General features: G+C 69.2%; 22 protein-coding genes. 5 read left to right on the forward strand and 17 right to left on the reverse strand.

All coding sequences use genetic code 11. The features are described from left to right. Positions 1-57: 57 nt before the first annotated feature. Both ACS5PM_RS10075 and ACS5PM_RS10080 read right to left on the reverse strand, forming a co-directional pair. Complete coding sequence (locus tag ACS5PM_RS10075; RefSeq protein ID WP_439387478.1) at positions 58-981, reverse strand: ParB/RepB/Spo0J family partition protein; 924 nt, start codon at positions 979-981, stop codon at positions 58-60. Positions 982-1,009: 28 nt separating this feature from the next. Then, positions 1,010-1,582, reverse strand: coding sequence for an RBBP9/YdeN family alpha/beta hydrolase (locus ACS5PM_RS10080; protein ID WP_439387479.1), 573 nt, complete (start codon positions 1,580-1,582; stop codon positions 1,010-1,012). A gap of 86 nt (positions 1,583-1,668) precedes the next feature. Here ACS5PM_RS10080 and argC point away from each other — a divergent pair, with 86 nt between their 5' ends. Further along, positions 1,669-2,610 (forward strand): N-acetyl-gamma-glutamyl-phosphate reductase, encoded by a 942-nt coding sequence (gene argC / locus ACS5PM_RS10085; protein WP_439387480.1) that lies wholly within the window; start codon positions 1,669-1,671, stop codon positions 2,608-2,610. Positions 2,611-2,630: 20 nt separating this feature from the next. Here the strand turns inward: argC and ACS5PM_RS10090 are convergent, their stop codons facing one another. The 4 genes from ACS5PM_RS10090 to mnmG all read right to left on the reverse strand — a co-directional run bounded on the left by ACS5PM_RS10090 (position 2,631) and on the right by mnmG (position 8,062). Next, the gene (locus ACS5PM_RS10090; protein WP_439387481.1) at positions 2,631-4,232 is read right to left on the reverse strand and encodes a S41 family peptidase; all 1,602 of its coding nucleotides are present in this window, start codon (positions 4,230-4,232) and stop codon (positions 2,631-2,633) included. Positions 4,233-4,344: 112 nt separating this feature from the next. Beyond that, entirely contained in the window at positions 4,345-5,139 is a 795-nt protein-coding gene (locus ACS5PM_RS10095) for a ParA family protein (RefSeq protein ID WP_439387482.1), read from the reverse strand. 138 nt (positions 5,140-5,277) lie between these two features. Further along, positions 5,278-5,973: a 16S rRNA (guanine(527)-N(7))-methyltransferase RsmG gene (rsmG, locus tag ACS5PM_RS10100; protein ID WP_439387483.1), complete on the reverse strand. Its 696-nt coding sequence runs from the start codon at positions 5,971-5,973 to the stop codon at positions 5,278-5,280. 100 nt (positions 5,974-6,073) lie between these two features. Further along, positions 6,074-8,062 (reverse strand): tRNA uridine-5-carboxymethylaminomethyl(34) synthesis enzyme MnmG, encoded by a 1,989-nt coding sequence (mnmG, locus tag ACS5PM_RS10105; RefSeq protein WP_439387774.1) that lies wholly within the window; start codon positions 8,060-8,062, stop codon positions 6,074-6,076. Positions 8,063-8,153: 91 nt separating this feature from the next. Here mnmG and ACS5PM_RS10110 point away from each other — a divergent pair, with 91 nt between their 5' ends. After that, positions 8,154-8,438 (forward strand): YkgJ family cysteine cluster protein, encoded by a 285-nt coding sequence (locus tag ACS5PM_RS10110; RefSeq protein WP_439387775.1) that lies wholly within the window; start codon positions 8,154-8,156, stop codon positions 8,436-8,438. Between the two features lie 287 nt (positions 8,439-8,725). Here ACS5PM_RS10110 and ACS5PM_RS10115 read toward each other — a convergent pair whose 3' ends face one another. Both ACS5PM_RS10115 and ACS5PM_RS10120 read right to left on the reverse strand, forming a co-directional pair. After that, entirely contained in the window at positions 8,726-8,875 is a 150-nt protein-coding gene (locus ACS5PM_RS10115) for a hypothetical protein (protein ID WP_439387484.1), read from the reverse strand. Positions 8,876-9,011: 136 nt separating this feature from the next. Continuing rightward, positions 9,012-9,734, reverse strand: a complete 723-nt coding sequence (locus tag ACS5PM_RS10120) for an autoinducer binding domain-containing protein (RefSeq protein ID WP_439387485.1) — start codon at positions 9,732-9,734, stop codon at positions 9,012-9,014. A 248-nt stretch (positions 9,735-9,982) separates the two neighbouring features. On the opposite strand from ACS5PM_RS10120, the gene ACS5PM_RS10125 reads away from it, so the two are divergent. Then, positions 9,983-10,213, forward strand: a complete 231-nt coding sequence (locus ACS5PM_RS10125; protein WP_439387486.1) for a DUF4902 domain-containing protein — start codon at positions 9,983-9,985, stop codon at positions 10,211-10,213. Here the strand turns inward: ACS5PM_RS10125 and ACS5PM_RS10130 are convergent. The 8 genes from ACS5PM_RS10130 to ACS5PM_RS10165 all read right to left on the reverse strand — a co-directional run bounded on the left by ACS5PM_RS10130 (position 10,201) and on the right by ACS5PM_RS10165 (position 18,274). Further along, positions 10,201-11,415: an MFS transporter gene (locus ACS5PM_RS10130; RefSeq protein ID WP_439387487.1), complete on the reverse strand. Its 1,215-nt coding sequence runs from the start codon at positions 11,413-11,415 to the stop codon at positions 10,201-10,203. The genes ACS5PM_RS10125 and ACS5PM_RS10130 overlap by 13 nt on opposite strands. A 24-nt stretch (positions 11,416-11,439) precedes the next feature. Further along, positions 11,440-12,618, reverse strand: coding sequence for an ABC transporter permease (locus ACS5PM_RS10135; RefSeq protein ID WP_439387488.1), 1,179 nt, complete (start codon positions 12,616-12,618; stop codon positions 11,440-11,442). Then, positions 12,615-13,418 (reverse strand): ABC transporter ATP-binding protein, encoded by an 804-nt coding sequence (locus ACS5PM_RS10140; protein WP_439387489.1) that lies wholly within the window; start codon positions 13,416-13,418, stop codon positions 12,615-12,617. The genes ACS5PM_RS10135 and ACS5PM_RS10140 overlap by 4 nt, the downstream gene beginning before the upstream one ends. Beyond that, positions 13,415-14,989, reverse strand: coding sequence for an alpha/beta fold hydrolase (locus ACS5PM_RS10145; protein WP_439387490.1), 1,575 nt, complete (start codon positions 14,987-14,989; stop codon positions 13,415-13,417). Before ACS5PM_RS10145 ends, ACS5PM_RS10140 begins: the two co-directional genes overlap by 4 nt. Then, positions 14,986-15,366 carry a glutaredoxin domain-containing protein gene (locus ACS5PM_RS10150; protein ID WP_439387491.1) on the reverse strand — a complete coding sequence of 127 codons (381 nt, stop codon included), beginning with the start codon at positions 15,364-15,366 and terminating at the stop codon, positions 14,986-14,988. Before ACS5PM_RS10150 ends, ACS5PM_RS10145 begins: the two co-directional genes overlap by 4 nt. 118 nt (positions 15,367-15,484) lie before the next feature. Next, complete coding sequence (locus ACS5PM_RS10155) at positions 15,485-17,068, reverse strand: thioredoxin fold domain-containing protein (RefSeq protein WP_439387492.1); 1,584 nt, start codon at positions 17,066-17,068, stop codon at positions 15,485-15,487. 125 nt (positions 17,069-17,193) lie between these two features. Continuing rightward, positions 17,194-17,988, reverse strand: a complete 795-nt coding sequence (locus tag ACS5PM_RS10160) for a hypothetical protein (RefSeq protein ID WP_439387493.1) — start codon at positions 17,986-17,988, stop codon at positions 17,194-17,196. Positions 17,989-17,995: 7 nt separating this feature from the next. Continuing rightward, positions 17,996-18,274: a DUF427 domain-containing protein gene (locus ACS5PM_RS10165; RefSeq protein ID WP_439387494.1), complete on the reverse strand. Its 279-nt coding sequence runs from the start codon at positions 18,272-18,274 to the stop codon at positions 17,996-17,998. A gap of 142 nt (positions 18,275-18,416) precedes the next feature. Here ACS5PM_RS10165 and ACS5PM_RS10170 point away from each other — a divergent pair, with 142 nt between their 5' ends. Further along, the gene (locus tag ACS5PM_RS10170; protein WP_439387495.1) at positions 18,417-20,294 is read left to right on the forward strand and encodes an alpha/beta hydrolase; all 1,878 of its coding nucleotides are present in this window, start codon (positions 18,417-18,419) and stop codon (positions 20,292-20,294) included. Between the two features lie 591 nt (positions 20,295-20,885). Here the strand turns inward: ACS5PM_RS10170 and ACS5PM_RS10175 are convergent. Further along, positions 20,886-21,944: a LysR family transcriptional regulator gene (locus ACS5PM_RS10175; protein WP_439387496.1), complete on the reverse strand. Its 1,059-nt coding sequence runs from the start codon at positions 21,942-21,944 to the stop codon at positions 20,886-20,888. A 138-nt stretch (positions 21,945-22,082) separates the two neighbouring features. Between ACS5PM_RS10175 and ACS5PM_RS10180 the strand changes: the two genes are divergently transcribed. After that, positions 22,083-22,718: an FMN-dependent NADH-azoreductase gene (locus ACS5PM_RS10180; protein WP_439387497.1), complete on the forward strand. Its 636-nt coding sequence runs from the start codon at positions 22,083-22,085 to the stop codon at positions 22,716-22,718. Positions 22,719-22,759: the final 41 nt, after the last annotated feature.

Here is a 22,759-nt window from a genome sequence, read left to right on the forward strand (position 1 = left end):
CTTCGATGATCTTTCGTGACGCTCCACCCGCCGTTGAGCGAACGCGTCAGCGAGCCGTCAGCGCTCGCCTGCCCCTAGCTTGTCGAGCAGCCCCGACAGCTCGTCGAGCGAGCCGAAGCGGATGGCGATCTCGCCTTGTTCGCCTCGCTTGGTCTTGCGCTGGACGCGGATCTCGACATCGGCCGTCAGCGCGTCGGCCAGTTGCTCTTCGAGCCGGACGATATCGCGCGACTTCTCCTTTGCCACGCGAAGCAGCGGCGTCTGCCGGCCCGGGTTGGCGGCCTTGGCGGCCAGCTTCTCGGCATCTCGCACCGACAGCTTCTTGGCGACGATCTCGTTGGCAGCCATGATCTGCTGCGCGTTGTCGAGGGTGAGCAACGCGCGAGCGTGACCCATGTCAAGGTCGCCCGTCATCAGCAGCTGCTGCACCGGCGCAGCGAGGTTCAGCAGCCGAAGCAGGTTGGTGGCGGCGCTGCGCGAGCGCCCCACCGCCTGCGCCGCCTGTTCATGCGTCAGGCCGAACTCGTCGACCAGGCGCTTCAGCCCTTGCGCCTCTTCGAGCGGGTTCAGGTCCTCGCGCTGGATGTTCTCGATCAGCGCCATCACGGCCGCCGATTCGTCGGGCACCGGCTTGACGAGCACCGGCACCTCGTTCAGGCCCGCGAGCTTGGCAGCCCTGAATCGCCGTTCACCGGCAATGATCTCGTAGCGCCCCGCTGCCGGGCTCGTGCCCCCTTCCGGGGCGCCGACCGGGCGGACCAGGATGGGCTGCATCACTCCCTGGCTGCGGATGCTCTCGGCCAGCTCGTACAGCGAACCCTCGTCCATGCGGGTCCGGGGCTGGTACTTGCCGGCTTGCAGCTGGTCGACACGAAGCACGTTGGGTGCGCCCGGCGGGGCCTCTGCCGGGGTGTCGCTGACCTTCGGTCCGAGCAAGGCCTCCAGGCCCATGCCCAGGCCCTTGGGTTTCTTCGTTGCCATGGCGCGATTGTCCGTCACGGCACCGGGTTCACATGGCCGCGGTCCGGCTCGTCGCGAGGGCCTCGAGCCAGCGGCGGCCCTCACGCCATTCACCGAGGCCCGAGTCGCCGTTGACATGACCCAACGCGCCTGCCGCGTGTGGCTGCGCCTGCCAGGCGGCGGCAAGTGCCAGGCTGGTGGACGGTGCGCAGAAAGGATCGTCGTCGCTGTAGACCAGGACGGATGGAAACGGAAGCCTCTGCTTCACGACCGGTCGCCAGCCGTGAAGCTGCGGAGGCATGTCGGGCCGCTCCAGGTCGGGTGGCGCCACGAGCAGCGCGCCAAGCACCCGATCGGGATGCCGGGTATGGGCGGCCCATGCGGCGACCAGATGGCAACCCAGGCTGTGCGCGGCGAGAAGCGCCGGGCGCGGATCGTCCAGAAGCACTTCTTCGAGCCGCGCCATCCAGTCCCCGCGGCGCGGCCACTGCCAATCGGCCTGTTGCACGCGTTGATCACCATGTCGCAGTTCCCACACAGTCTGCCAATGGCCTGGTCCGGAATCGAGCCAGCCTGGAAGCAGAAGCACACGGGCCGGTGCAGCGGTCGCGTTCGTCGTCATTCGGGTCCGGCGCTTGCCGTATGCTTTCGGGAATTCCCGCATTCTGCGGCCCGGGCAGCTGCGCCCGCATTTCCAGGATTTGCCCCATGACGACCCGCGTCTACGTCGACGGCCAGGAAGGCACCACCGGCCTTCGCATCCACGACTACCTGGCGCGGCGTGGCGACATCGACCTGCTGCGGATCGACCCCGACAAGCGCAAGGATCCGGCCGAGCGCGCCCGCCTGCTCAATGCCGCCGACGTCGCCTTCCTGTGCCTGCCGGACGCGGCTTCGCGAGAGGCCGCGGCGATGGTCACGAACCCGAACACCTGCCTGATCGACGCCAGCACGGCCCACCGCACTTCACCCGAGTGGGTCTTCGGCATGCCCGAGCTGGCGCCGGGCCAACGCGACCTGCTTCGCCGCTCCAAGCGCATTTCGAATCCCGGCTGCCACGCCAGCGCGTTCATCCTGCTGCTGCGGCCGCTGGTGGATGCCGGCCTGGTGCCGGCCGACACCCCGATCACCGCCACCTCGATCACCGGCTACTCCGGCGGGGGCAAGAAGATGATCGACGAGTACCAGTCAGGCGGCGACCCGGCGTTGACGGCCCCCCGCCCTTACGGCCTGGCGCTCGCCCACAAGCACCTGCCCGAAATGAAGGCGCACACCGGGCTGAGGGAGACGCCCGTCTTCATGCCCATCGTGGCCAATTTCTACAAGGGTCTGGCGGTAAGTGTGCCCTTGCATCTTTCACAGCTGCCAGGCATCACGACCGGCGCCCAGCTGCACGACGCGCTGTCAGCGCGCTACGCGCAGGAGCGCTTCGTGCGGGTAATGCCGCTGTCGGATCCGCAGACCCTGGCCTCCGGCTTCTTCGACGTCCAGGCCTGCAACGACACCAACCGCGTCGACCTTTTCGTCTTCGCCAACGACCGCCAGGCCATTCTCATGGCGCGCCTGGACAACTTGGGCAAAGGGGCGAGCGGAGCGGCGGTGCAGGCCATGAACGTGCACACGGGCAAGGACGAGGCGCTCGGGCTGTAGGGTCCCGAGCGCCTGCCGCTTCAGCGGCGCGGAAGCGCGATCTTTGCCTCGCGCTCGGGCCCGCGCAGCAAGCGACCCTGCGGGTGCGCTCCGCCAGAAAGCACCGAGCGGCGCGCGGCCTGGGCGGCCGCCACGTTGCAGGCGTTGTTTTGCAGGTTGTACAGCGCGGCACCGAGCATGCCCTCGCTGCTGTCGCCCATCGCATGATCGAAGTCGTCACTGGCCGGACAGGTGGCGGAGAAGCCGTCGGCATAGTCGCCGTAGCCCTTGGCGTTGACGCCCTTGAACTCGATCGGGAAGTAGGAGACGCCGCAGTTGTCCTTGGCCGTGAAGCCATACGGCTTGCCGCAGGTCGTGCCACCAATCAGCCGGACTTCCACGTCCACCCCGCGCAGTCCGTTGATCACGGCCTCGCTGGCCGAACAGGTCGCATCGGTGGTGATGACGGTCACGCGCGACAAGCCCAGGGTCGGTAGCGGCTTGCGGCTCGTGCACTCGTAGCTGTCGTTGAGGATGCACGAGGTGTCGTAGAAGTACGTCTTGGCATCGTCGCTGTTGGTTTCGGCGCTGCGCTTGTCGTTGTACTGCGCCTGATCGAAGACCTTGCCACTGGTGCGCGAGCTGCCGGCGATCATGTAGGCCAGTTCGCTGGCGACGTACAGGTAGCCGCCGCCGTTGTAGCGCAGGTCCAGCACCAGGTCGTCGACCGCAGCGGTCTTGAGTGTGGTGATGGCATCGATCAACGGCTGCTCGGCGCTGGCCAGGTGGTCGTTGAACACGATGTAGCCCACCTTGCGACCGCCACTGTTCATCACCGTCGTGGTGGGCACCGGTTGCTTGGTGACGGTGGCGCTGACCAGCGCCTTGCTCACGTTGCTGCCGGCGCGGCTGACCACGAAGGAGTGGCTCTGGCCGTTGGCGGACGGCCACAAGGCCGCGTTGAGCGTATCGACGCCGGACGACGTGCCGTCGTCAGCGCCTACGCCATCGGCACTCACCAGGACGTCGCCGCGCAACAGGCCGGCGGAGGCCGCCGGCGAGCCCGGCTCCACGTACGCGATCCGGATGCCGCGGGGCGGGGTCGGCGAGGCCATGTACCACTCGATGCCGTAGCCCGACACCGAACCCGAGTTGATGAGGTCGCTCCAGGCCCGGGTCGGGTAGGTGAAGCTGAATTGGTCGCGCAGCTTGCCGGAGGCCGTGTGGGCTGGCGACTTCAGCGCCTGGAAGTAGCTGTCGAGCGATCCGTAGACGTCGGCCGTGTTGCTGTAGGCCGCCAGATCCGCATCAACGCTCGGCATTTCCCCGTACCAGAGGTAGGCGCCGCTCATGTAGGTGTGCAGCCAGGCTTTCTCGTTGGCCAGGGTGCCCATGGTCGTCGGGCCCGACGCGTCGGCGACGTACGGGTTCGTCGGCGCGCAGAGCTGGGCCGAATCGTCGATGGCGGGGGCAGACGAGGCACCACCGCCGCCGCCACAGGCGGCGAGCGTGCTGGCAAGGCCAACAGCTGTGAGCAACTGAGCCAGCCGACCCAGCGGAGGAAGATGGCGTGCGTTGTGGTCGCAAAAGTAGTGGGTGAAGCGGGCGATGGCGAGCGGCGCGGTCCCGGGCGTCGAAGTCAAATGAGTCCCCTACGAGTGAGCGAATGGTCCGGGGATTCTCCTCACGGACCCTGCCAACACCCTAACGGAGCCATGACGAGTTCACGCACAGCCTCACCGCGTGCCAAATTCATCACGCCACTCGACTGGTCACCGGATCAGCAGCCCTCACCCGCTCGACCATTTCTCGCGCGAACTCGATGAAGGCCTGGGCGCCTTTGGCAGCAGGGTCGAACACCACGCCCGGCACACCATAGCTGGGCGCCTCGGCCAGACGGACATTGCGCGGAATCACCGAGTTGAAAACCTTGTCGCCGAAGTGCGACTTGAGCTGGTCGCTGACCTGCGTCTGGAGGGTGATGCGGGGATCGAACATCACCCGCAGCAGGCCGATGAGTTGCAGGTCGCGGTTCAGGTTCGCATGCACCTGCTTGATCGTGTTGACGAGGTCGGTGAGCCCTTCGAGCGCGAAGTACTCGCATTGCATCGGCACGATCACGCCGTGGGCGGAACACAAGCCGTTCAGCGTGAGCAGGCTGAGCGACGGGGGGCAATCGATGAGGACGAAGTCATAGTCGCCGTCCGTCAGGTGCAGGGCCCGGCGCAGGCGCTCGTTCCGATGGTCCAGCGCGACCAGTTCCACCTCGGCTCCGGCCAGCTCGCGGTTGGCGCCCAGCACGTCGTAGCCTCCGGCCTCCGACCGGACCCGTGCCTCGGCGACGGAGGCACTCTCCAGCAGCACGTCATAGACGCTGGCTTCGAGCTTGCGCTTGTCGACTCCCGAACCCATCGTGGCATTGCCCTGGGGGTCCAGGTCCACCAGCAGAACCCGCTGCCCTACCCGGGCCAGCCCGGCGGCGAGGTTGACGCAGGTCGTCGTCTTGCCGACGCCGCCTTTCTGGTTGGCGATGCAGAAGATGCGGGTCATGGAGAACGATTGTCGCTTGAGATGCCTCACCTGCCGTCGCCTCCAAGCGTCAAGCGGAGGTACCTGTGGACAAGCTTGTGGATGGCCCGGTGGATGACCGGTGGACCGGCTGTGGGCTGCCGGTGGAGCGAAACGCCCCTACGCGTCCGCGGGTGGCCGCATCCAGACCAGGCAGCGGGCCGCATCCAGCGACGGCACCCGAAGTGGTTCCACGTGAAACACTTCCACGTCGGAGGGCAGCCCAGCCCGCTCCTGCGAAGACAGTTGCGCCTTCATGGCCAGCCAGCATCCCCCCTGCCCCAGTCGGTCCCGCGTGAGGTTGACGAAATCAGCGAGGGATGCAAAGGCCCGCGAAGTGACCACGTCAAAGCCGCTATCGCGCATGGCTTCCACTCGTTCGTGCCGGGCCTCGAGATTTGACAGCCCAAGCTCAACGGCCACCTGGCGAATGAAACTGGTCTTCTTGGCCACCGTGTCCACGCAGGTCACCCGCCAAGCAGGTTCGCAAATGGCGATCACGACACCTGGCAAACCAGCGCCACTGCCCACGTCCAGCAGGGTCGAACCATCGCCCCGCCCTTCCCCCACAGCGTCGGCAGCCGCGAAATGGCGGCGCAATGGCGGAATGATGGCCAGACAATCCAGCAAGTGCTGGGTCAGCATCGCTGCGGGTTCTCGCACAGCCGTCAGGTTGTAGACGCGATTCCACTGGGCGATGAGTCGCAGGTACTGCAGCAACCGCCGCTGCGTCAACTCGTCCAGCGGAAGCGCCATCGACGCGAGGCCTTCGGCAAGCGCCGGCGCCAGGGGATCTTCAGGGGATGGGGGGGACATCGTGCAGCTTCGAGAAGGCAAATGGTCGGGCCTGCTTTAGCGCCTGCCACGGCGGCGACGAATCGGCCGCTCCTCGGGAGACGGCCGGTCGGACGGATGCTCAAGCGGCGTCGGCGGACGGCGCTTCGGCAGGTATGTCGTTGGCCGGGGCAGCCCCGTGGAAACCGCCCATGCGCTTCTTCTTCAGATGCACCAGCAACAAGGAGATGGCCGCGGGCGTGATTCCGGAGATCCGCGCCGCCTGCCCCAGGGTTTCAGGACGATGTCGATTCAGCTTCTGCCGGACCTCGAAACTCAAGGCCGTGACCTGCGAATAGTCCAGTTCCGCCGGCAGCGGCAGATTTTCGAAGGCCAGTGCGCGACCGACCTCCTCGACCTGCTTGTCGATGTAGCCGGCGTACTTGATGGAGATCTCGATCTGCTCAATGACGGCCCTCGCCGTTTCGGCGCCTAACACTGCCTCCAACGTTTCACGTGAAACACCCGCTTCAGGCCGCGCTGCCGCAGCCAAGGCTGCTACCTCGTCGAACCCGACTCCAGGGCGGCGCAGCAGATCCGCCAGGTGATATTCGTGCTCCAGGGCCTTGCCCAGCACAGGCTCCGCGATTTCTCGCGGGAGGATTCCAGGGTGAACCCACGTCGAGCGCAAGCGCTCCGTTTCCCGGGCCACCGCTTCCCGCTTGCGCTCGAAGGCCATCCAGCGCGCATCGTCGACCAGGCCGAGTTCCCGCCCCATCTCCGTCAGACGGGCGTCGGCGTTGTCCTCTCGCAGTTGCAGGCGATATTCGGCCCGGCTGGTGAACATGCGGTACGGCTCCGTGACGCCCTTCGTCACCAGGTCGTCGACCAGAACGCCGAGATAGGCCTGATCCCGCCGCAGCAAAAGAGGATCGCGGCCGAAGGCCTGGCACGCTGCGTTCACGCCAGCAAACAAGCCCTGGGCTGCCGCCTCCTCGTAGCCTGTCGTGCCATTGATCTGGCCAGCGAAGAAGAGACCCTGGATCTCCCGCGTCTCGAAGCTGGACTTGAGCCCCCGTGGATCGAAGTAGTCGTATTCGATGGCGTAGCCCGGCCGAAGGATGTGAGCCCCCTCGAGCCCTGGCATCGACCGAACGGCGGCCAGCTGCACGTCGAATGGCAGCGAAGTGGAAATGCCGTTGGGATAGAACTCGTGGGTGCTCAGGCCTTCGGGTTCCAGAAAGATCTGGTGGCTCGTCTTGTCGGCGAAGCGATTGATCTTGTCTTCGATGCTCGGGCAGTAGCGGGGACCGACCCCTTCGATCACGCCGGTGAACATCGGACTGCGGTCGAAGCCGGAGCGGATGATCTCGTGCGTCCGCTCGTTGGTGTGGGTGATCCAGCATGGCAACTGCCGGGGATGCATCCCCGCCGAGCCCATGAAGCTGAAAACCGGCACGGGATCGTCATCGCCCGGCTGTTCGACCAGACGCGAGAAGTCAATGGAGCGACCATCGATTCGCGGCGGCGTTCCGGTCTTCAGCCGGCCCTGCGGCAGCTTCAGCTCCTTCAAGCGCGCGGAAAGGCTGACCGCCGGCGGGTCGCCGGCGCGACCGCCGCTGTGGTTCTGCAGGCCGACATGGATTCGGCCATCGAGGAACGTCCCCGCCGTCAGCACGACCGTGCGGGCCTGGAAGCGGATGCCCACCTGGGTCACGGCACCGACGACGCGGTCGCCCTCCACCATCAGGTCGTCGACCGCCTGCTGAAAGAGCCAGAGCCCGCGCTGGTTCTCCAGGCGACGACGGATCGCCGCCTTGTACAGCACCCGGTCGGCCTGGGCCCGAGTGGCCCGCACCGCCGGCCCCTTGCTTGAATTCAGGATCCGGAACTGGATGCCTGCCTCGTCGGTGGCCAGGGCCATCGCGCCGCCCAGCGCATCGACCTCCTTGACGAGATGGCCCTTGCCTATCCCGCCGATCGAGGGGTTGCAGCTCATCTGGCCCAGCGTCTCGATGTTGTGGGTCAGCAGCAGGGTGGCGCAGCCCATGCGGGCAGCGGCGAGCGCAGCTTCGGTGCCCGCGTGGCCACCACCAACCACGATGACATCGAATTCCTGGGGGTAAAGCACGGGCGTTGGGGCGCCGGAGCGCGCGCAAAGGCTTGATTTTAAAAGCCCGCCCGGATTCGCGTCGCGGGGCAAGAATGACCTGGTGAGCACGATCCCTCAGGCCTGTCGGGCGCATTGCGGCGCCTGCTGCATCGCACCATCGATCTCGAGCCCGATTCCGGGCATGCCTCACGGCAAACCTGCAGGCGTTCGCTGCGTGCAGCTTGACGCTCAGGAGCGCTGCCGACTCTTCGGCGATCCCCGGCGTCCCGCCGTGTGCGGCTCCCTGTCGCCCAGCGCCGCCATGTGCGGCCCCGACAGGCAGCACGCGATGCACTGGCTGACCAGGCTGGAGGCCGCCACCGCGCCCGTCGCCGCCATACCCGTCACGGTATGACCCTCAGCGCCCGCTCGCGATGGCGACCCATGCCGTCGTCTTCCCCAACACGTCCTCGCCAACGATTCGGCCGTCTGAGCCCGCTCCAAAAAAAGAAAGGTGCTGACGGCGACAAGCGACGCCAGCACCCGGAAAGTCAACCAAGCCAAACCCGGGGGCTGTATCGGTTGGATACGGCCTGACCAAGCCCGACGCTGGTTGTGGAGGGATACGGTCCGAAACGGGTCGCGTGCCGGCTTGTCGCCAGTCGTCACGGCCCGTTTAATCAATTCATCTCAACCAGTGGCTCACCAACCGACGCGGGGCGCATCCGTGCCGCCGTCGCCCCCGACCACGAAGCGCAATTCGGCGTGGGCCAGCACGCGAGGCGCTGCCGCGATGGCAACGACTTGCCGAGCAAACGTACGACGAATCAGAGACAACAGGGCTTGCTTCATGGGGGCTCCGCGACGTTGAAGCGCTGATGCAGCGCACGTCGCCATTGAAGCAATCGGCCCCCGATTCGGACACTGTCAACTCTTACAGGTGCGGGTAACCGGCTGTCACTGCACCGGCGCCCACGGCGCAGCGCCGCTAGTGGATCAGACCCAGTCGCAAGGCCTTGAGCACCGCCTGGTGCTTGTTCACGGAGCCCAGCTTGCGCATCGCATTCTGGATGTGCAGCACCGCCGTGCGCTCGCTGATGCCCAGGATGCTGCCGACTTCCCAGGCCGTCTTGCCTTCCATCGTCCAGCGAAGGGCTTCCAGTTCGCGGGGCGTGAGCGAAGGGGTCTCCACCAGCTGCTCCGCCGGCACGAACAGGCGCAGCGCGGTGTCCTGCGCATGCACGGCAAACAGCTGCAGGTCGGCCACCATGCGGGTGAGCTCCTGCGCGGGCTGCTCCAGCGGCTGGTCGCGATCGACGCTCAGCATGAAGTGACGCCCCTCGGGCAGGTGCAGTGCCAGCGCGATGCCCGTGCGATAGCCGAACACCGCCTGCTCTTCCCACAGGTCGATCGAGCCCTGGCGAAGGTAGGTGCTCTGGTCCCAGATGATGGGCAGCGCACCGTGCTTGCAGTGCTGCATCACCGGGTCCCGGTTCTGGCCGTTGAAGGCGCCCGAATCGCGCCAGGCCTCGGGCATGTTGTCGACGCTGATGAAGTCGGATTTCGTCAGCGAATGGTCGATCACCGTCATCGCCGACACATACCGGAAGCCGAGCTGATTGGCGAACCGGATGATCTGCTCGCGAAAGGCATCCGAGGACCGGGCCTCGGCGATCGCCAGGTAGCTGGAGCTGAGCAGCGCGGCGGTCATTTCACAAACCTGACAGGATTGACAGCTAGTCGGTGCAACACGAGGTCTCCAGACTTCGGGTTCTTCGGACGAAGAAGAAGGCCATCATGCACACGACCTCCTGCGTCTCCATGCCACCCCCCTGGGCGCTTTACGCCTGGCCCGCCGTATTTTGTCAGGCGAGCGCCAAGCGTAAGGCAAGATTCGTTCACTTGGGAACCCGGGTCACCTCGACAGATGAGCCCGGCGTGCCGAAAGCGGGCCAAACCGTGTGGAGTGAACACCTCGACGAAGGCGAGGCCGGCATCGCCTGGGACTGGATCCAGATCGCCGAAGGCGTGGTGGCCATGGCCAACCCGCTGTGCGTGCTGACGAACCTGCGCCTGGTGGGCGAACACGGCGAGCTGCTGGCTGCACGCGAGTCGGCCCTGCACCTGAGCCGGCTGGTCTGCCAGATGCCCTGGCAGGACGAGGTCTGGCGCGCCGCTCAGGCGGCCTGAAGGCGTCGACGCGACCAGGCCACCGCGCCCGCGAAGACGAGCAGGCCGCCGAGACCGGTCGCCGCGTCGGCGCAGAGGAAGGCCGCGGGCCCGCGGTGCTCGTAGGTCCAGCCATCGACCAGGGTGACCCAGGCGATGGGCATGTTCGAGAGCGAGGCCAGCAGGTTGTACTTCGTGGCCGCCGCCCCGCGGCCGATCGCCTCCAGCACCACGGCCGAGAAGCCGGCATAGGTCAGGCCCTGGACAAAGGCGTAGGCACTGGCGAAAACGACGAACGACGTCTCGCTGCGTGGAGCGAACGCCATGGCGAGCGCGACGGCGACCATCACCAGTCCGAACAGGCAGTAGGCCCGCTGGCGGTCCAGGCGGTCGCAGACGAAGCCGCCGGCCAGGCAGCCCGCGGCCGAGATCACCCCGCCGAGCGTGCCGCTGACCAGTGCCACCGTGGCGGCGGAGGCCTGCCAATCGCCCGCGACCACCGACCAGAGGTTGGTCGCCGCCCCGGTGCCGACGGGCAGGAAGCACACGAGGATCGCGAGCGCGCCCCGGCGCGAGCGGGCCACGGCCCAGAGGTCGGCCGCGGCTTCGCGCAAGCGGCCGCCACGCGCCTCATTCAAAGCCGCCGAGGGTGGCGGCTCGCGCAGGCCGATCAGCGCCAGCCCGCACAGGCCGCAAAGCCCGCCCAGGACGGCCGCGGCAGCCGGGGCGCTCAGCCCGCTGACCTGGACCATCCACAACCCCGCGCCGCCTCCGACGCCCAGTCCGCCCAGGTTCCCGGCCTGGAACCAACCGGCGGCACGGCCCTTCTGCGCTTCAGGCGTCGCTTGCGCCATCAGGCATTCGATGGACATGCCGAGCAAGGTCGCGGCGACGTTGGTGGCCAGCACGGCCACGCTCATCCACGACAGGTTTCCGGGCGTCGCGGCCAGCGCACCGGTGGCGAAGGTGCCCGTCGCGCAACCGGTACAACCCAGCAGGTACCAGCCCTTGCGGCGCCAGCTCAGGTCCACCATCGGCGCCCAGAAGAACTTCCAGGTGTGAGGCAGATAGCTCAGGGCGATCAGCGCCGCGATGTCGGTGGCCGCGACGCCCTCCGCGTGGAGCAGCCAGGCCATCGTCACCGTCAGGAAGCCGGCCGTGACGCCGAATGGAAGGATCAGCAAGCCGTAGCGCACCGGATGCACGCCGCGGCCTTCCGTCATGTCGCGGCCCTCATGGCGCCGGTCTCAGCGAACGGCGGCCCGTGCGAACTGGCGCGTCACATAGGCCAGGCACACCGCCCCCAGCACCAAGCAACCCAGGGCCGGCACGAGCAGGTCCGGCCAGCTGATCAGCTCGCCCTTGAGCACCCGGGCCATCAGCGTCGACTGGGCCAGCGCCGGCACCCAGAGGTGCCAGGGCCGCTCGCCTTCCTGGCTGAACAGGGCGACCATCGGCAGCAGCGACAGGGCCAGCACAATGACCGTCGCGTTGGCCTGCGCTTCCTTGAAGCTGCGGCAGCGTATGGCCACGGCCATCAAGAGCGCCGACAAGGCGCCTGCCAGGGGCAGCAGCAGAACGAGGAAGGCGAAGGCCTCGCCCGGGCCGTACTGGAACATCGCCGCCAGCGTCTCGCTGCGCAACAGCCACTGCCCGGGCAGAAAGCTGAAGGTGGACAGCACCGCGATCAGCATTCCCACCGCCGACACCGCGCCCCACTTGCCCAGCACCAGCGCCAGCCTCGGCGCCGGATTCATCAGCAGCGGCTCGAGCGAGCCGCGCTCGCGCTCGCCGGCCGTCGTGTCCAGGGCCGCGTTGAGCGCGCCGTACAGCACCGCCATCAGCACGAAGAAGGGCAGCATCGCCGTCAACTGGGCCGCCCTCGAAGCCGGGTTGGCCAGGTCACGCTCCTCGATCTGTACCGATTGGACCGCGCCGGGTGCCACGCCGCGAACGGCCAGCCGCAAGGTGCCCTGCTCCTGGTTGAAGCCGTCCAGGAGCCGGCCCAGGCGCCCGACGCCGCTCTGGGCCCGCTGGTTGGCGCTGGACGAAACGATCTCCAGCACCGGCGTCTCGCCGCGGGCCAGGTCCTCTTCGAATTCGCGCGGCACGACCAGCACGGGATCGGCGAGGCGGCTGTCCTTGATCTGTTGCTCGTAGTCCTTGGGCGCCGCCTTCAGGGTGTAGGTCTGGCGCAGCAGGTAGTTGCGCAGTGTCGGCGCGGCGTCCAGTCCGACGACCGTCAGCTCGCGGGCCTCGGCCCTCTGCTCGATGCTGGTCACCAGCGTCGAGATCAGCACCAGCACCAGCGGCCCCATGGCCACCGAGCTGAGGAAGACGGTCATCAGGGTGCGGCGGTCGCGCAGGGCGTCCAGCAGCTCCTTGTGAAAAACCGCCCGGGCCGCGCGCAGCATGTGGGCGGTCATCGGCCCTCCTCCTCGATCGGCGTCACGCTGTGGTCGCCGGCCTCGTCGCGCTCGCGGCGGGTGAAAGCCAGCTCGACGAAGGCCTCTTCGAAATCCTGCTGGCCGGTGCGTGCGGAGAGTTCGGCCACCGTGCCCTCGGCCACCATGTGGCCGTGCGAGATCACCACGACCCGGTCGCACAGCCGCTCCACCTCTTGCATGATGTGGGTCGAGAAGACGATGCACTTGCCCTCGTCGTCCCGCAGGCGCCGAAGCGCCTCCCGCAGGCCGCGCGTGGCCAGCACGTCCAGGCCGTTGGTGGGTTCATCGAGCACGATGTTCGGTGGGTCGTGCACCAGCGCCCGGGCCAGGGCCGTCTTCATCTTCTCGCCCTGGCTGAAGCCGTCCGTGCGGCGGTCCAGCAAGGGTTCCATCTCCAGCACGCGGGCCAGGATGTCCGCCCGCGCGCTGGCGGCGGCATCGGAAAGGCCATGCAGGCGGCCGTAGTAGACGATGTTCTCGCGCGCCGTCAGACGCGGATACAGGCCGCGCGCGTCCGACAGCACGCCGACGCGCGCGAGGGCCGCCATCGGGTCGGCAGCCACCTCGATGCCATCCACCCGCACCCGGCCGGCGTCGGGCTGGACCAAGGCAGCGATCATCCGCAGCGTGGTCGTCTTGCCGGCTCCATTGGGGCCCAGCAGGCCGGTGATGCGACCATCCTCGGCGCGCCAGCTGATGCCGTCGACGGCGCGCACCTCATGGCGATGCCGGCCCCGGCCCTGGACGAAGTGCTTGGCGAGTTGTTCGACCTCGATCATCTGTCGGCCTTCGAATAGCGGGCCGCATCGGGCGAACTCTCGCGCGGCCGCGGCGCCGGTGGAGGCGGTGTCAGCGGCACCGGTGCCGTCGGAGGCATCGGCAAGGCAAAGGCAGGCGGACGCGGCAGGTCGCCCACACAGCGGGCGTCCGCCTCCACCGCGCCCAGCGCCTGGGCGTCGTCCTCGTTGTCGACGAAGCGATAGACGACGTCGCGCAGGCAGGCGAGCGAGAGCGTCCCGTGACCGGCGTGCGGCACCACCACGTGGCGGGCCTGCGCGCCCAGGGCCTTCGTCACCCTCTCACCGTGTCGCGGCGGCGTGGCGGGATCGTCGCCCCCGGACAGCACCAGCGTCGGCGCCGACGCCGGCGGCAGGGTATAGAACGCGGGCGGCACGTTGCCATGCGGCCAGGCGGCGCACGCCTGCTTGTACATGCTCAGCGCCGCGTCGCCGAAGTCGCTGCCCGGCTTGTCGGCGTTCTTGCCGAGCAGGGGCATGTCCTCGCTGCACACCACCGAGAAATGCATGCCCATCGCCAGCTCCAGCGAGCGGCCGCCGCTGTTGCCCATGGCACTGGCCAGCCCCACGACGGCATCAAAGCGGCCGGACGCGGCCTCGCTGATCGCGAACGGCAGCCCCGACGCCAGCGCCGGCGAGTACAGCGGCAGCCGGACCAGGCCGAGAAGCATGTCTCGCGTCAGCATGAAACGCTCGTCCCGGCCGGTCACCGGGTGCACCACCGTGATCTCGCGTGGCATGGCCGCGAGCAGCGACTTCCACTGGGCTCGCAGCGTGGGAAAGCGCCCATGGCAAGCGGCATCGGACTCGCAATCCGCCAGCAGAGCATCGAATGCACGCTGGGTGTCGGGCGAGAAAGAGCCCGGCAGCGACATGTCCGGCGGCGCCACGCCGTCTATCACCACCCGCCGCACGCTGCGCGGGAACTGGCGCATGTAGTCCAGTGCCGCGCGCGTGCCGTACGAACCGCCTATGAGGTTGACCTTCGGCACGCCCAGCGCCTGCCTCACGGCTTCGGCGTCGGCCACTGCGATCGAGGTCGTGAACTGCCGCAAGTCGCCATAAGGCAGTTTCTGCAGGGCGTCGCGGCATTCCAGCACCAGCTTGGCCTGGCGCGCCGGATCGACGCTGTCGACCAGTGGACGGGTGGGCGCCTCGGGATCGCACATCAGCGGCGCGCTGCGGCCGGTACCGCGCTGGTCGACGAGGATGATGTCGCGCCGGTTCAGGAAGCGCGTGTACAGGCGCGACACCAGCCCGGCCAGGTCGATCGCGCTCTGCCCTGGCCCGCCGGCGAAGAACAGCACCGGATCGGGCTTCTTGTTTCGAGCGACGGCCGGCAGGACCGCCACGTGGATGGCGATCTGGGGCCCGTCTGCACGCGCAGGGTCCAACGGCCGATCGAGCTTGCCGCAGAAGGCATCGTGCTCCACGCCCTTCAGGCGGCAAGGCTGCAGCGCGAGCGGCGACTTGGCACCGAAGGCGGGCCAGGCCAGGGCCAAGCCGAGCAACGAAGCCGCCCAGCGGCGCCGCCGCGAAGAAAGCGCGCTCAAGGCTGCGGCGCCGGCGCGAGCAGGCGTTGCAGCTCGCCGCTGGCGAGGAGTCGCTCGAGATCGTCAGCGCCGCCGATCAACCGGCCCTGGACGAAGACCATGGGGAAGGTCGGCCAGCCGGTCCACATCTTCAGCGCGTTGCGGCGTCGCCACTGGCTGAGGTAGCTGCCGTAGCCGAGGTAGTGATGAGCGATGCCGGCGGCGTCCAGGAGGCGGCGCGCCTTGCGAGGGAAGGGGTTCATCGCCATGCCCACGACCACCACCGGATGCGCGGCCACCGCCTCCTGCACCTCGCGGACGATGGCCGACTGGTGCAGGGCCACGCGCTCCCGCACGGCAGGGTGGATCGACTCCTCGGCTAGGACGGCACGCGGCATGGACGTTCGGCAGGTGTCAACGCGATGCGGCGCAATCTAACAGAGGCGCGGGCACCGAAGCCTGGCGTGCTCGGTCCCCGCGGGCAGGCAGCGAGCCGGGCGAAGTCGGCGCCCCCGCTCAGGCGACCTTCTTCAGCACGCCATCGCAAGCGGCGCGCTGCGAGTCGCCCGCGGGCAGCTTGGCGCAAACCGGGCTCAGCTGCGCGCGCAACCGCTCCACCACCGCGCGGTGCTGGCCCTTGGCGGACCAGGTGGCGAGCTGGTCGCCCACCTTCTGCATCGAGCGGGCGCTGCGCTCGTAGAAGGCCGCCTGCTGGCCATCCGCCTCGCGGATCAGGGCCGCGACGGCCTTCTCGATGCGGGCCTCGTCCTGCGGCGCGAGCTCGACCAGGCTCGTCACGTACGACGAGCCCCACTGCAGGCGCGTGGCCGGCCCTTCGCTGCTTTCGTAGGCCTTCTGGTACCAGTCCAGCGCCTCGGCCTTGCGGCCCTGTTTCTTCGCATTGCCCGCCAGCTGGCTCATCAGGTAGTACGGCGAATGGCTCTTGGCCAGGCTCGCCTTCAGCAGCGCGTCGCTGTCCTTCCACAGCCCCGCCTGCCCCAGCATGTAGCCCGCCGCGGTGATCACCGCCTGTCGCTCGTAGCCGTCGACGATCTCGCGGTCGGCCTGCGCCGCAGCGTCTTTCACTTCACGCAACAGAGGCTGCGGCAGCTTGGGCGCGAGCGCATCCTTGGGCTGGTCCAGACGGGCCAGCTCCACGCGGCCGATGAGGGCCGACATGCGGTCGGCACGGGACAGCGTGGCATCGCCCGCCAGCCGCACCAGCGCGCCATCGAGCGCCCGAACCACGGCCTGCCGGTCCGGCCCGGCCGTGGGCGCGACGGCCTTGGCGATGTCCGGTGCCGCGTTGACCAGCACGTCCATCTGCGCGCGGCTGGCGGCCGGATCGGCGAGCAGCTTCAGCAGCTGGGCGCGCAGGGCGGCGTCCGGCTTGACTCCCTGCATCTCGTTGCTCTCGGCGAGCGACTTCAAGCGCAGGCGGGTCGCCGTCTCGGCCTCGGTGGCCGGGCAGCTGGCGGCCAGCGTCGCCAACAGGCCGGCCCGTTCGGCCTCGGGCACCAGTTGCGCCTCGTCGGTATCCCAGGAGTAGAAGGCCAGCATGCGCCACTCGTTGGGCGAGACCGGCTTGCCGGCGCGCGCTTCGGCCAGCACAGTCTTCACCGGGCGCCCGCCGGACAAGCCCATCTGCAGGACGTTCATCACGGCTGGCGCATCGGCCTCGCCGGGCAGCCGGGTGATCTCGGCGCCGTCGGTGTTGAACAGGATCATCGTCGGGTAGCCGCGCACCTTGAAGCGCGCCCCGAGCTTCTGCGCGCCGGGGAGGTCGCCGTCGATGCTCACTGCCACAAAGCTGCGGGAGCGCTCGATGAAGTCCTGCCGGTTGAACAGGGTCGCCTTGAGCTGGTTGCACGGCGGGCACCACTTGGCACCCCAGTAGACCAGCACCGGTTTCTTCTCGGCCTTGCCCTGGGCGAAGGCACGCTCGATGTCGGCGTCGGCCGCGGCGGCCTGCCAGGCGACCTGGGCCGAGGCCCCGGGCGCGGGATTGGCCATGACCTGGGTACCGGCCGCCAGCCCCCAGGCCAGCGCAAGAGGGGCCAGGCGGCGCACGAACGGGGATGAAGGCAGGGCGATGGGCACGGGAGCTCTCCAGTCGTGTGGGGGCGCCGCGGCGGCTCCCTCGCGCCGCGGGTGGCGGCTCGGCAGAGCGCTGTCCGATGGTGCGCAGCGGCTGGCGGCGATTGTGCGGCAAGCCTGCCGGCGTTTCAGCAGGGCGGATCGATGGACCCCAGCATCGCCTGGGGAGGCTCTTCCTCGGGTGGCACGGCAGCCGCTCGTGCCAGGGCCATCCAGACCGCGAACGGCAGACGGAAGGGCCGCCGGGGCGCCGGACGCAGTACCTCCAGCGCGCCAAAACCGACCTGGCCATCCCCCGCCTCGAGCGGCTCGGCCTGCATGACACCGTAGACCTCGGGGACTTCCTCGGCGCGGCCGATGCCGGCCTTGATCACGTACCAGCACTCGCTGCACAAGGCCCGGTACGCCTCGCCCTTGGCCGGCCTCTTGAGGTCGGACAGCAGATCGGCGCGACGCACCTTCACTTCATGCACGATCGGCAGCGCATAGTCCTCGACCGTCGTGTGGCGGATCGAATAGACATCGGGCATGGCCATCGCCCAGCGCGTGACCGGCAACGCCTGCCCCTCGGGACCCACCAGCTCGCCGGCCACCGGCGCCCGCAGCGACAGGCCGCGCCACACGACGCGGCCGGCCCGCTGCATTTCAGCGGCGACGCGCGCCACGAGCGCCTCGTGCGCATCGCGCGCCGCCCGGTTGCGCTGCAGCGTGGCGGCCAGCACCTGGATGCCGGCATCGGTGACGCGCAGGGTCTCGCGGCCATGGGCATCGCGCACGCGCTCGAGCCAGCCGGCGGCCAGCAGCTCCGCCTCGACCAGGTCCTGGCACGGCCACCCGGCAGACCGCCAGACCTCGCGCAGGCGGCGCCGGTGCACGCTGCCCAGGGCCGCGGGCAGCTTCAGGGCCGAAGCGTCGGCGCTCACCGCCGGCTTACTCGACGATGTCTACGCCCCGCACGAAGGCCACCCGGCCCTTGACCTGGGCCGCGGCCTCGCTCGGCTCGGGGTAGTACCAGACCGCATCGGGCTTGAGTTCGCCATGGACCAGCAGGCTGTAGTAGCGCGCCTGGCCCATCCAGTTGCTCGTGCGGTGGTTGGAGAAGCTCACGTACTCGCGCTTGAGCGAGGCTTCGGGGAAGTAGTGCTCTCCCTCGACCGCCACCGTGTCGTCGCTCTCGGCGACGACCACTCCGTTGAATATCGCTTTCATCCCTTGACGCTCCTGAACCCGTCGCCCGACGCCCGGCGATGGCTCGGCGCATGCTACGCCTGCAGACCCGGCCGTCGAGTGGCCACCCGGAATTCCGCGCCCCTGTCGAGCGTACACACCCACCCTATACTGGCCTGCTGCCATGCTTTCCGCGCGGACCGACAACGACATGAGGGAGTCGATCGCCTCCAACCAGCTGGCTGCCGCCACGGCGGTGGCACTCGGTGCACCTGCCACCGGCGAAGCTCGCCGCGGCACGGCGCCGGGCGCGATCCCGATCGCCTTCGGGGAGGCCCACACACGCTGCTTCGGCTGGTACCACGCCCCGGCCCAGCCCGCCCGCGCCACCGGCGTCGTGCTGTGCCGGCCGGTCGGCTACGAGGGCACCTGCGCCTACGAGACCTATACCCAGCTCGCTGAGCGGCTGGCGGACGACGGCTTCGCGGTCATCCGATTCGACTACCACGGCACCGGCGACTCCATCGGCAGCGACGCCGATCCGGATCGGGTCGCCGCCTGGCGTGCCTGCATTGGCGCAGCGCTCGACGAGATCGGACGCCTGTCCGGCTGCCCCCGCCTGGCGCTTTTCGGCGTGCGCATCGGGGCCACGCTGGCGGCCGGCGTCGCGGCCGAGCGCGGCGGCGTGGACAGCGTCGTCTGGTGGGCTCCCTGCCCGACCGGCCGGGCCTTCGTGCGCGAATTGCGCGCGGCCGGCACGATGCGGGCCCACGCGCCGCGACCGGGTGCCGCCCAGGAAGACGATCTGGAGACCCTCGGCACCCTCTACACGGTGCAGACCCTGTCCGACCTGCAGGCCCTCGACGCCCGGCCCGCCGGAGGCGCCGCACGCCCTGCCCCGCGCGCCCTGTTCATCGGCCGGGACGACCTGCCCGGCGCCGGCCCCCTGCCCGCCGCCTATGGCCAGGCCGGCATCGAGACCACCGTGGTCGACTGGCCGGGCTACAGCGCGATGATGGCCGAGCCGCACGAGGCCGACGTCCCGCGCGAGACCCTGGACGGCATCATCGCCTGGCTGCGGGCCGGCGAACCGGCCGTCCCGGCCCTGCGCGCCCCCGCGTCGACGAATGCGCCGCAGCAGCGAGATGCCGTCTTCGGGGGCGTGCGCGAGATTCCCCTGCTGTTCGGGCGGGAGCACGGGCTGTTCGGCATCCTCGCCGAGCCGGAAGATCTCGCCGCCGCCGGCAAGCGGGCCGAGACGGCCATCCTGATGCTCAACGTGGGCACCAACCACCGGGTGGGCCCGAACCGCCTGTACGTCAAGATGGCCCGCGCCTGGGCGGCGCGCGGCTACCGCTCGCTGCGCTTCGACCTGGCCGGCATCGGGGACAGCCGCACCGCCGCCGGCTACGCAACCACCCGGCTGTATTCGAAGGGCTCGACGGTCGACGTGGGGGCGGCGATCGAACGGCTCTCAGGCCTGGGGGTGCAGCGCTTCATCCTGGTGGGGCTGTGCTCGGGGGCCTACGTCGCCTTCCAGACCGCGCTGGCCGACCCGCGCGTCACCGGCCTGGTGCTGATCAACCCGCGGCGCCTGGACTGGAAGGAGGGCGAGACGCTGCAAAGCGCCATGCAGCGCAGCTACAAGTCCAGCCACTTCTATCGGCGCGCGCTGCTCGAGGCGTCCACCTACCGTCGCCTGTTCAAGGGCGAGATCGACGTACGCGGCATCGCCGGGCGTGTCGTGACGCTGACCCGGGTGCGCGCCGAGCGCGCTGCCCGGCGCCTGTTCCGGCAGGCACCGGCCGAGGAGAACGTGCTGGCCAACATGCGCCTGCTCAGCGAACGCGGCACCGACATCCTGCTCATCGTGGCCGAGGCGGATGATGGCCTGGACTACCTCGAATACCACCTGGGCCCTCGCGGCCGGCACATGCAGGGCCAGCCCAACTTCCGGATGCTGATGGTGGCCGGCGCGGACCACACGCTGTCCCAGGCCGACAGCCAGCAGCACGTGATCGAGGCGGTGCGCGATCACCTCGATCACACCGCGAACGATTAGCCCCCACGGCCCCTGCCGGGGCCTGCCCCCCAAGGGGGCTCGCGCAGCGGACCGGCGGAGCCGGATCCGCGCACGCCCTGGTAGGGAGCGGCGCTGCGCGCGCTCGGAAGGCGTCGCTGACCTGGACAAGGGTGCGCAGCGGACTGGCGAAATGTTGCCCTGACGGCCCCTTGCCAGGGGTCTGCCCCAGGGGGCTCGCGCAGCGGACCGGCGGAGCCGGATCCGCGCACGCCCTGGTAGGGAGCGGCGCTGCGCGCGCTCGGAAGGCGTCGCTGACCTGGTCAAGGGTGCGCAGCGGACTGGCGGAATGTTGCCCTGACGGCCCCTTGCCAGGGGCCTGCCCCAGGGGGCTCGCGCAGCGGACCGGCGGAGCCGGATCCGCGCACGCCCTGGTAGGGAGCGGCGCTGCGCGCGCTCGGAAGGCGTCGCTGACCTGGTCAAGGGTGCGCAGCGGACTGGCGGAATGTTGCCCTGACGGCCCCTTGCCAGGGGCCTGCCCCAGGGGGCTCGCGCAGCGGACCGGCAGAGCCGGCTCCGCGCACGCCCGTGAATGCGGCGACTCCTGCGGAGCGCCGAGGGCGGCGTGGCTAGCTAGTCGTGAGGGTTCTTCAAGGCGCCGGGGGTGGCTTCGCCGCAGCCGGTGTGCGAGTGGCCGGCCTGGGCGGCGTCGCGGCAGTCGGTGAAAAGTTCGGCGCCGGGCTCGCGGCAGGGCTCGAGGGCCTTGGCCAGGGCGTCGATGAAGGCGCGGGTCTTGGCGGGCATCAGGCGCCTTTCCCGGAATACCGCCCAGGCCGCGGCGGGAGCGGAGCGCCAGGCCGGCAGCACGCGGACCAGCTCGCCGGCACGCACGTACGGCACGGCGAAGAAATCTGCTGCCAAAGCCAGGCCCAGGCCGGCGCGCGCCATCCGCAACAGCACGGGTGGGGAGTTGGCCAGCATTCGACGCGGCGGCAAGCCCTGCCATTGCTCGACCGGCACGGCCTCGACGCCGGCGCCTTCCACGGGCCGCTCCAGCCGCCACGGCACGGGCTCGCCGCCTTGCCCTGCTATGGCCAATGCGCGCCAGCTCTCGTCGCTGACCATCAGCTCTTCCGGATGTTGCGGCATGCCGTGCTCGCGCACCCAGTCAGGCGAGGCGAAAAGGCCGCCGCTGAACCAGGCCAGTCGCCGCGCGGCCAGCTGCGCCTCGTCGGGCAGCGCCCCCATCCGCAAGGCCACGTCGAAGTTCTCGGCGATGAGATCGACGCGGCGGGGTGACAGGTCCAGTTCCAGCGTCACGGCCGGGTGGTCGCGCACGAAGGTCTCCAGCATCGGACCGAGCGCCAGGATGGCGATGTCGTTCGGCATCGAGACCCGCAGGTGGCCGCTCGGCCGGGCCTGGCGGTGCTCCGCCAGCGCGCGGGTGCCGTCGACCTCCGCCACCACCTGCCGGGCGTGCTCCAGCACTGCTGCACCGAACTCGGTGACCGTCAGGCGCCGCGTCGTCCGCAGGATGAGGCGCTCCCCGAGCTGCGCCTCCAGGCCGGACAAGCGGCGCGACAGCGTGGATTTCGGCAGGCCGAGCTTGTCGGCAGCCCGGGTGAAGCTGCCGGCATCCGCCACGTGGGCGAACAGGGCGAGGTCGTTGGGGTCGACGGCGGCGGTGGTCATGGCGGGCCTCCAGCGGGAGCGTCCATTGTTCCACCACAGGAACAAACATGTGCATTTGGATGGATTTATCGACCCCTTCGTTATCAATAAAGTGCAGTCATCGAGCTCGCCGAGCTCAACCTCCCCGGAAGGCCCGCCATGAACGTCCTGCAAGTCAACTCCAGCGCCCGCGTCTTCGAAAACGACCAGGGCTCGGTCTCCACCCGCCTGGCCAACGAGCTGTCGGCCGGCCTGCTGGCGGCCCATCCGGATGCCACCCTGGCGGTGCGCGACCTCGCACGCCAGCCGCATCCCGTGCTCGACGAAGCGGCGCTGGGCGCGCTGTTCACCCCGGCCGAATCGCGCACCCCTGAGCAGGCTGCCCGCGTCGCGCTGGACGACGCGCTCATCGCCGAGATCCAGGCCGCCGATGTCGTCGTGCTGGGCGTGCCGATGTACAACTTCGGCATCACCGCACAGCTGAAGAACTGGATCGACGCCATCGCGCGTGCTCGGGTGACCTTCCAGTACACCGAGAACGGCCCGGTCGGCCTGCTGACCGGGAAGACGGTCTACGTCGTGCTGTCGCGCGGCGGGCTGCACCGCGGCACCGATCGCGACAGCCAGGTGCCGTACCTGAAGGCGGCATTGGGCTTCCTGGGCATGACGGACCTGCGCTTCATCTTCGCCGAAGGCCTGTCCATGGGCCCCGAGGCCGAAGCCCGCGCCCTGGCCACTGCCCGCGCCGAAATGGAACGGGCCCTGCAAGGCGCCAGCGAGGAAGCGATCGCCTGAGATCCACTGCCCGGCCCCAAGGCCGGGCTCCCGTGAACATC

The sequence above is a fragment of the Ideonella flava genome (assembly GCF_051857595.1).
Lineage (GTDB): Bacteria > Pseudomonadota > Gammaproteobacteria > Burkholderiales > Burkholderiaceae_C > Ideonella.